This is a genomic window from Mesorhizobium sp. M0437, assembly GCF_040321335.1.
GTDB lineage: Bacteria > Pseudomonadota > Alphaproteobacteria > Rhizobiales > Rhizobiaceae > Mesorhizobium.
The window spans coordinates 1-1,727 of record NZ_JAMYRK010000188.1 but is presented as its reverse complement, the minus strand read 5'-3'; the positions used below and the strand labels follow the sequence as shown (position 1 = coordinate 1,727).

At 58.3% G+C, this 1,727-nt stretch carries 2 protein-coding genes and 2 pseudogenes; 3 read left to right on the top strand and 1 reads right to left on the bottom strand.

Annotation, left to right across the window (positions count from 1 at the left end; all coding sequences use genetic code 11):
- Both NKI72_RS34840 and NKI72_RS34835 read left to right on the top strand, forming a co-directional pair.
- A pseudogene (locus NKI72_RS34840) lies at positions 1 to 364 on the top strand (DDE-type integrase/transposase/recombinase); the annotation flags it as partial.
- Positions 361 to 540, top strand: a complete 180-nt coding sequence (locus NKI72_RS34835) for a hypothetical protein (protein WP_031194388.1) — start codon at positions 361 to 363, stop codon at positions 538 to 540. The pseudogene NKI72_RS34840 and the gene NKI72_RS34835, both read left to right, overlap by 4 nt.
- A gap of 759 nt (positions 541 to 1,299) precedes the next feature.
- Here the strand turns inward: NKI72_RS34835 and NKI72_RS34830 are convergent.
- Positions 1,300 to 1,662, bottom strand: coding sequence for an acyl carrier protein (locus tag NKI72_RS34830; RefSeq protein WP_280938698.1), 363 nt, complete (start codon positions 1,660 to 1,662; stop codon positions 1,300 to 1,302).
- Between NKI72_RS34830 and NKI72_RS34825 the strand changes: the two are divergent.
- Positions 1,643 to 1,727: pseudogene (locus tag NKI72_RS34825) on the top strand (DNA-binding response regulator); the annotation flags it as partial. The gene NKI72_RS34830 and the pseudogene NKI72_RS34825 overlap by 20 nt on opposite strands.

Below are 1,727 nucleotides of genomic sequence, written 5' to 3'. Positions count from 1 at the left end.
GGCTGTTGAAGAAGCAGGGGCTCGCGCCGAAGCGCATGATCACCGACTAGCTGCGCTCGTATGGAGCGGCAAAGCGACAGGTGATGCCGGACGTCAAGCACCGGTCGCACAAGGGTTTGAACAACGGAGCGGAGAATTCCCATGTGCCGCCGCGAAAACGGGAGCGGATGATGCAGGGGTCCGATCGCCGGGAGGCCTGCAACGCTTCGTCTCGACCTTGTCAGCCCTCCGCAACTTCTTCGTCCCGCCCCGCCCCAAACGTTCTGCTCTCGCCATACATGTTCATCGCCTCAGCGCGATGGTGCTGGTGCTATCACGACGCGTTTGTACCGCTCGACCTACGCCACAGGTGCCGACGCTGTGACGAGCTTCGTCGGTCGCGTGTCGAGTGACGGCACCGGGGACAATTATCGTCGACCGCAGTCCATTGCCCAGACCAAGGCGCTTCTCGGCGTCGGCACGATGGCAAATCGCAGCGTCACGATCTCGGCCGCTGCCCCTTCTGGCGGCGTGGACGGTGATTTCTGGGTGCAGCCGTAATGGCCCTTTACGTCAAAGCCTCCGGGGTCTGGGGGGCGGCCAGCGCCGTCTGGGTGAAAATCTCAAGCCTCTGGACCAAGGCTCGACAGGTCTATGTGCGCAGCTCGGGCGTCTGGGAGAAAATGTTCCCGATAGATCTGGTCTTCAATGGCACTCACGAAGACTCGACTGCCACGACCGTTTACACCCACACCAGCATTCCGCTTCTTGTCGCGCCACACGCTAATCGTCGTGTCATCGTGACAACTGAGACCACTGACACCGAAAGTGCAGTGACCGTCAACAGTATGACGATTGGGGGTGTGGCTGCCACCCTTCTCGCTCAGGTGGAAAGCATCTTCAATTCTGGTGTGGTCTATCTGTCAGTGTGGTCAGCCCTCGTGCCAACCGGTACGACGGCAACGATCGTGACCACGTATAGTGAGAGCGTGTTCCGTGACTACATGTCGGTCTATACGACCACCAATTGGGATGGTGTGGTGGGCACTGTTGCCTCTGACAACAATTCAACGGGTGGCCTGACAACGACCGTCAGCATTGGTGCCCTGGGCGCAGCGATCGCAATTGCGGGCAACGCCACCAATGGGGGCATCGGCACTGCGACATGGACCGGGCTGACCCAACAGTTCTCAAACACACCAGTCACGAATAGAAACCACAGCGGAGCAATGGCCATAGCTACCGCCGCCCAAGCTGGCCTCACCGTAACCTGTGCCTACAGCACTACTCCAGCACTTGCCGCACTGCTGGTGGTTCCGCTTAACATGTCCTGCCCAGGCCAGGGGTGCGCAACTCCTGACTGGCGACGGCGTCGGCGACATGCCTTACGGACTCGTATTGCCAGAGCTTGTAATCGTCGACAAACCAGCCAAGTCGGCTCTCGATCGCCGTAGCAAGCTCGTTATAGTCGAGGCTGTCGAGGCCGAGATCCCGCATTCTGGTTGTCATCGACACCTCTACGTTTTCGGCAACTAGAGCGTTGAGGGTTTTGAGAACCAGTTGTTCAATTTCAAGTAATGTCGTCACTAATACATACCTTTTGCTTGCAGATTCAGGTAATGCAACCCTGATCGGGGCGCAACCCCCAAAGCGAGGTGTGCCGTTGAAACATGTTCTTGTCATTGACGATGATGCCGCAATGCGGCGCCTCATCGCCGAGTATCTCACGATGCATGCCCTGAAGGTAA